The sequence below is a fragment of the Microcoleus sp. D3_18a_C4 genome (assembly GCF_036702415.1).
GTDB lineage: Bacteria > Cyanobacteriota > Cyanobacteriia > Cyanobacteriales > Microcoleaceae > Microcoleus.
Map to the genome: position 1 here is coordinate 17,687 of NZ_JAUBTI010000095.1, position 7,738 is coordinate 25,424.

The following is a 7,738-nucleotide window of genomic DNA, read 5'->3' on the forward strand; positions in this document are numbered from 1 at the left end:
ATGGCGAAGTGCAAAATTTAGAAACACAGTCAGATGATAAAATTCACCATCCAAGGGTTGTTTTTCTAGACACAGACTGGGAGATGATTTCCCAAGAAATCGCCGACAATCCAACCAGCGCAGCCACAGCCGAAAATCGGGCTTACGCGATTTACACCTCCGGATCGACGGGAAAGCCGAAAGGAGTTGAAATTGAGCACGGGAGCTTGTTAAATCTCGTTTTTTGGCATCAAAGAGAGTTTGGGGTGTCAGCGGGCGATCGAGCAACGCAAATTGCAGCGATCGGCTTTGATGCTTGCGGGTGGGAAATTTGGCCTTATCTCGCCGCGGGAGCTAGCATCTACTTTCCAGAAGATGACATCAGGCGAGATCCTGAAAAACTGCAAAACTGGTTAGTATCAAAAGCCATCACAATTAGCTTTTTGCCAACACCTTTAGCCGAGAAAGTTTTGCTATTAGATTGGCCTCAAACAACAGCGTTGCGAATCTTGCTCACAGGCGGCGAAAAACTGCAACAACATCCTTTAAAATCCCATCCATTTAAGCTAGTAAATAATTACGGCCCAACCGAGAACACCGTCGTCACAACTTCCGGTTATATTCCTGTAACAGAGCAAACAGACATCGCCCCGACAATTGGCCGCCCCATTGCTAACGCTCAAATCTACATATTAGACAAATATTTGCAGCCCGTACCAATGGGGGTTGTTGGCGAATTGTACATTGGCGGAAACGGACTCGCTCGCGGCTACCTCAACCGCCCCGATTTAACCGCAGAACGCTTTATTTCCAATCCTTTTAAATCAAATTCAGACACCATTCTCAATGACTTGTTTAGGAACAGGCAAGATGCCTGTTCCACAAGAGATGAATTTTATTGTGGAACAGGCATCTTGCCTGTTCTCGATAATAATGCCCACCCCACTCTTTGTGGAACAGGCATCTTGCCTGTTCTTGATAATGATGCCCACCCCACTCTTTGTGGAACAGGCATCTTGCCTGTTCTAGATAATGGTACAACATCTGAGTTTAAACAAAATTCAGGAGAGCGAATTTACAAAACCGGCGACTTAGTGCGCTACAGAGGCGATCGCAACCTGGAATTTTTAGGACGCATTGACGAACAAGTAAAAATTCGCGGTTTCCGCATCGAATTAGGAGAAATCGAGACAGTATTAACTCAACATCCGGCCGTGCAGCAAACTGTAGCAATAGCTTCGGAAGATGGACAGGGAGATAAACGTTTAGTAGCTTATATTGCCCTGAATCCTGAATATAGCAGTGCCAGCGAAAAAAACCAAATAATGCAATTGCAGGACGAACAGGTTTTGCAGTGGCAAATGCTCTACAATGAAACTTACAATCAACCTGCTGTTGACTCAGATCCAACATTTAATATTGTCGGCTGGAATAGCAGCTATACTAATCAGCCAATCCCAGCAGAACAGATGCGCGACTGGGCGAAAAATCAAGCCGCCCAAATTTTAGCTTTGCAGCCTAGCCGAGTGTTAGAAATTGGCTGCGGCACAGGTTTGTTGCTGTTCCAAATTGCCTCTCGCTGCACTCAATATTGCGGAACAGACTTTTCACCTATTTCGCTCAACTATATTCAGCAGCACTTGGCAAATCAACAGTTAGCTAATGTAACGCTGCTTCAGAAAATGGCGACAGACTTTGAAGGAGTAGAGACAGCAGCTTTTGACGCAGTGATTCTCAACTCTGTCGTGCAATATTTCCCGAATATCGACTATCTCGTGCAAGTGCTAGAAGGTGCTGTGAAAGCAACTGCTCCCGGCGGCTTTATATTCATCGGAGATGTCCGCAGCTTGCCGTTGCTGGCAGCTTTTCACGCTTCGGTACAACTGTATCAAGCCGAACCTTCTCTCGCGGGCGAACAGTTGCAGCAGCGAGTACAAATGCAAATTTTTCAAGAAACAGAGTTAGTTATCGATCCAGATTTTTTTAGCGCATTAAAGCACCGCTTTCCGCAGATTGGCGGCGTAGAGATTCAATTAATTCGCGGTAGTTATCACAATGAGTTAACTGATTTTCGGTACAATGCTATTCTGCATATTGCGTCGGAAACAGATCCCCCCCAATCCCCAGGGCGGTTTCATTCTCACGAAAATCAGGCTTTTGTAGGGGCGGTGCCCCCGTGCCCGCCCCCACCCACAGACGATTTCACAGGCGTTTGGGACATGGGGGCAACCACAGGGGGATTGCCCCTACCGAGAATGAAACCGCCCTGCCCCCAATCCCCGGCACAAGGGGGGCAGGGGGGATCAAAACTGCTGGATTGGTCGGCTAAAAATCAGAATCTGACTGTTACCAATGTGGAACAAATATTATTGCAAAATCAACTCGATGTTTTAAGAATTGCTAATGTGCCTAATGCGCGGGTAACTGCTGCGGTGAAAGCGGCAGAATTGCTGTTTGTTGTCGATAAATTTCCAACAGCAGGTCAGTTGCAGAAAGCCGTGGAAAAAATCGAGGATTTAGGAGTAGATCCCGAAGCGTGGTATGCTTTGGAAGTTCCGTATAATGTTAATATTAGTTGGTCTAATTCCGACAGTCAAGGGCGCTACGATGTAGTGTTTGCACGGGGAAAAACCAGAGATTTTGTGCGAGAAACTAGAAGCGATAACTTGCGTCCTTGGCGCTCTTATGCTAACAATCCCTTACAAGCTAAAGCAGCGCGTAAATTAGTGCCGCAGTTGCAGGCTTATCTAGCAGAAAAACTGCCGGAATATATGATTCCGTCGGCTTTTGTGGTGCTGGAGTCGCTACCGGTGACGGCTAACGGAAAGGTCGATCGGCTCGCTTTGCCTGTACCGGAGCCGATTAAGTTAGAATGGGCTAACGGTTATGTTGCGCCTCATACTTCTATTGAGGAAGTTTTAGTGAAAATTTGGGCTGAGGTTTTGGGGATAAAGCGAGTGGGTATCCGGGACAATTTCTTTGAATTGGGAGGCCATTCGCTGCTGGCGACTCAGCTTGTTTCTAGAGTGCGAGATGCTTTCGCGATAGAGTTGCCTTTGCGCCGCGTTTTTGAAGCACCGACAATCGGAGAATTATCTAAGATTGTGGAGAGTTTAAAAGAGAGCGATGCTAAAATTAAAGCTCCTGCTTTAGTGGCGCTTTCTCGGGACAGTCGGCGCAGGAAGCTATCATCTTTTAATCAAGAAATTAAATAAAAATTAGGGCGGTAGAACGGGTGCAATTTCGATAAATATGCAGCAAGAAACAGAAGTTTTCGTCTTCCCGGCCTCATTTGCTCAGCAGCGGCTTTGGTTCCTCAATCAATTAGCACCGGGCAATCCTTTCTACAATGTCTCAACAGCGCTCCGCTTAACAGGTTGCCTCAACTTAAGATCCTTAGAGCAAACCTTCAACGAAATTGTGCAGCGGCACGAAACTTTACGCACCACTTTTACGCTTTTGGAAGGGGAACTCGTACAAGTTATTGCTCCCATTTTAACTGTATCCCTCCCCACAATCGACTTACAAAATCTCTCGCCCAATCAGCAGGAAACCGCAGCGCTGCAACTCGCAACCGATGCAGCACAATGCCCTTTCGATTTAGCCGCCGGGCCGTTATTTAAAGTAACGCTGTTACAACTCAGTGAAACAGAACATATATTGTTGCTGAATTTACATCATATTGTGGCTGATGGTTGGTCGATTGGAGTGCTAATTCGAGAGCTGGGAACGCTCTACACAGCATTTGTAAAAAATGGGAGCTCCCACTTACCAGCACTGCCCGTGCAGTACGCCGACTTTGCAGAGTGGCAGCACCAATGGTTGCAGGGCGAAGTATTAGAAACGCAGTTAGCTTATTGGCGGCAGCAGTTAAACGGAATTACCACACTCAATCTACCAACAGACAGGCAAAGACCAGCGGTTCCATCCTACCGCGGTGCTAAACAATTTATAACATTATCACCTGCTTTGAGCGAGGCGCTAAAGTCATTGAGCCAGCAAGAAAGCGCGACTTTATTTATCACTCTACTAGCTGCTTTTCAAACTTTGCTGTACCGCTATACCGGACAAGTAGATATTGCAGTAGGAACGCCGATCGCCAATCGCAACCAGAGCGAAATAGAAGCATTAATCGGTTTTTTTGTCAACAGTTTAGTGCTGCGTGCAGATTTATCAGGAAATCCAACTTTTCAGGAACTATTGCATCGGGTAAAAAACGTCGCAATGGCAGCCTACGCCCACCAAGATTTGCCCTTCGAGAAGTTGGTTGAGGAATTACACCCCGATCGCGAGTTGAGCCGCAACCCCCTATTTCAAGTTAGTTTCAGCCTGCAAAACACTCCTGTAGCAGCGCTAGAATTGCCCGGAATCGTTGGAGAGGCGATCGACTTTGACGCGGGAACCGCCAAGCTAGATTTAGAGTGCCACTTGTGGGAAGATGCAGGAAGTATTCAAGGGCAATTTGTCTACAGCACAGACTTATTTGATAGCGGCACAATTGCGCGGATGGCGGGACATTTCCAAACGCTGCTTGAAGCCATTGTTGCCAATCCGAAACAGCACCTCAGCGACTTAGCTTTGCTGACAGCGCCAGAATACCAGCAATTATTAATCGATTGGAATGACACTCAGAGAGATTATCCGCAAAACCAGTGTTTCCATCAGCTATTTGAAGAGCGAGTAGAGCTCGCGCCCGATGCTGTCGCCGCCGTCTTTGAAAACCAGCAGTTAACCTACGGCCAACTCAACAGCAGAGCCAACCAACTTGCACGTTACTTGCAGCAATTGGGAGCAGCACCAGAAGTTTTAGTGGGCCTTTGTGTAGAACGTTCCTTAGATGCGATCGTCGGATTGCTAGGCATTATCAAAGCAGGCGCAGCCTACCTGCCTTTAGATCCAACTTATCCTCAAGAGCGCCTTAACTTCATGTTAGAAGATGCTCAGGTGTCGATTTTGGTAACTCAGCAGCACTTAGCAAAAAACTTGACGCAGCCGGAAAATTACGGACTTTTTTCAGTAGTGTGTTTGGACTCCGACAGAGAAATTATCGCCCGACAAAGCCCAGAAAACCCAACTACAAATATCATACCAGAAAACCTAGCCTACGTCATTTACACATCGGGTTCAACCGGAAAACCCAAAGGCGTTTTAATCGAACATCGGGGACTCTACAACTTAGCCCTAGCTCAAATAGAAGCTTTTAACTTAAACTCAAATCACCGCATTTTGCAATTCGCCTCCCTGAGTTTTGATGCCTCAATCTTTGAGATTGTCATGGCCTTGGGAAGCGGAGCAACACTTTACTGTGCCAAGAAAGAATCTTTGTTGCCCGGACAAACATTAATTCAATTTTTGCAGGACAATGCTATTACCCACGCTACCCTCCCGCCCTCGCTGCTAGCTGTCCTTCCAAACGCCGAACTTCCCGCCCTGCAAACAATCATCTGTGCTGGCGAATCTTGTTCCCCGGAGATCGTTAAACGCTGGGCTTCCCGGCGCAGATTTTTTAACGCTTACGGCCCTACAGAAGCGACAGTCTGGTCAAGTTTGGCCGAAATTAGCGATTCCCTGCGGGATAGCTTCGCTTCACCCAAAAAACCGCCAATCGGCCGCCCAATAGCTAACACTCAACTCTATATTTTAGATAAAAATTTACAGCCTGTACCCGTTGGAATTCCCGGTGAATTGTACATCGGCGGCAGCGGATTGGCGCGAGGCTACCTGAACCGCCCCGAATTAACCGCCCAGCGATTTATTGCTAATCCCTTTAGCCAGAAAGCAGGAGAACGAATTTATAAAACTGGTGACTTAGCTCGCTATTTTCCCGACGGCAATATTGAGTTTTTAGGCCGCACTGACGAACAGGTAAAAATTCGCGGTTATCGAATAGAATTGGGAGAAATTGAAGCGCTGCTGGTGCAGCATCCAGCAGTCAAAGAAACAGCGGCGGTTGCTGTGGATGATTTGTCGGGCAACAAACGCCTAGTTGCTTATGTCGTCCCCAATCACAATCAGACGATTAATCCTGTGGAAATGCGTAATTTCCTCAAACAACAACTGCCCAATTACATGATTCCCAGTGCTTTTGTGGCGATGGATTTTCTGCCCCTAACTCCCAATGGCAAAATCGACCGCCTGCGCCTACCTGCACCGGGAACTCTAACTAGCAATTCAATAGATAAAAGCTGCATTGCACCTCGCACACCAACCGAGTCAACCCTCGCCCAAATTTGGGCCCAAATCCTCAACGCAGAGTGCGTTGGCATTGGCGATAACTTCTTCGATTTGGGTGGAGATTCCCTGCTAGCAATCCGCCTCATCAATGAGATTAACCAGCAATTTGAGCGCGAGTTGCCGCTATCTGCTCTTTTTTTAAATCCCACAATTGAAGGTTTAGCCGATTCGCTATCTTTAGAAACAAAATCTCTGGAATGGTCGCCTTTAGTTGCAATTAAGCCTCGCGGTAAAAATCCCCCGTTCTTCTGCGTCCATCCCATCTTTGGCGTGATATTTCCTTATGTCGAGTTAGCATTTCAGCTAGGAGAAAATCAACCGTTTTACGGGCTGCAACCAAAGGGTATTGACGGCGAAAGTTCTCCGTTAACTAGCATTGAAGACATGGCGGCTGACTACATCGCAGCCTTGCGTACCGTTCAACCAAAAGGGCCTTATTTTTTAGGAGGCTGGTCTTTTGGAGGTTTGGTTGCTTTTGAGATGGCTCAACAGTTGCTCGCAGCGGGGGATGAAGTGGCTTTGCTTGCTGTGCTGGATACTTTAGCGCCGGTTTCTGCTAACAAACCTTCTTTTTGGGACGGTTGCAAGTTTATTCTGACTACTGTTTCGCGCTCTATCTGGCCTTTTATAGTAGATTATTTTCGCTTGGTGGCTGCTGCGGAAAATGTTCAAAGTCGCGGTATTTTTGCCAAATTTCCGAAATTAAATAAGATGCTTAATTTTGTAGCTAATTTTTGGCATCGCTGGAATTGGAAACAGGCTGTTATGGTTAGCATCCTATCTCAGGAGTCAAAAGAAAGAAGCTGGCGCGAGCTGGCAATCCCCTCGATGTTTACTGTATTTCAGGCTAATAGTCAAGCAACTCTCAGCTATGTACCGAAAATTTATCCGCAGCGAATTACTCTGTTTAGATCGAGGGAAAAGCTAAGCATGAATCATCAAGATCCGACTCTTGGCTGGAGCGAATTAACGACGGAAAAAGTAGAGGTGATTAGAGTTCCTGGGAATCATCTTACTATGTTGAGAAAGCCTAACGTTGAGGTACTGGCTCAAAAGCTGAAGCATTGCTTTGAGGAGGAATTAAGTGATTGAGGAGCCCGCGTGCTTATGCGTCGAATAAAATAATCTTTATCGCGTTTGTAGTGAGGACTAAAGTCCTCAGAGTTTGAAGAGGACAAAAGGGACACTCCAAGAGCCCAAGGAGTGTCAACTTAAGCCGACGATTTGCCAGTCCGCCAGTCCGCCAGGGAATGAATTCCCTGGCTAATAGCTAAAGTCCTCTGAAGAGGACTAATGAGTTTAAAAATCGGCGTTGCTGAATACAGGTATGAATGGAAGATTTCGGAATTGCTATAAGCCAAGTATGGTGAGTTTTGTAACATCAAGCGAAAAGTTGATTCATACGCCAGAATCACCAACGCCTAAAAATCTTCTTCTCAGTCCTCTTCAGAGCGTTCCACCGGCGTCGCACGCCGGTTATGAATAAAAGAAACAGTAAAGCTAGCCCAAAAGTGGCCAGCGATCG

At 46.6% G+C, this 7,738-nt stretch carries 2 protein-coding genes; both read left to right on the forward strand.

The features are described 5' to 3' along the window. A partial coding sequence (locus tag QUB16_RS27060; RefSeq protein WP_333320942.1) for an amino acid adenylation domain-containing protein occupies positions 1–3,194 on the forward strand: 3,194 nt, incomplete at its 5' end. A 37-nt stretch (positions 3,195–3,231) separates the two neighbouring features. After that, a complete protein-coding gene (locus QUB16_RS27065; protein ID WP_333320944.1) occupies positions 3,232–7,305 on the forward strand; it encodes an amino acid adenylation domain-containing protein in 4,074 nt (1,357 codons plus the stop codon). The last annotated feature ends 433 nt before the right edge of the window (positions 7,306–7,738 follow it).

Excerpts from the sequence above, each read along its gene's own strand:
- QUB16_RS27065 (WP_333320944.1), top strand. The coding sequence starts at position 3,232 with ATGCAGCAAGAAACAGAAGTTTTCGTCTTCCCGGCCTCATTTGCTCAG.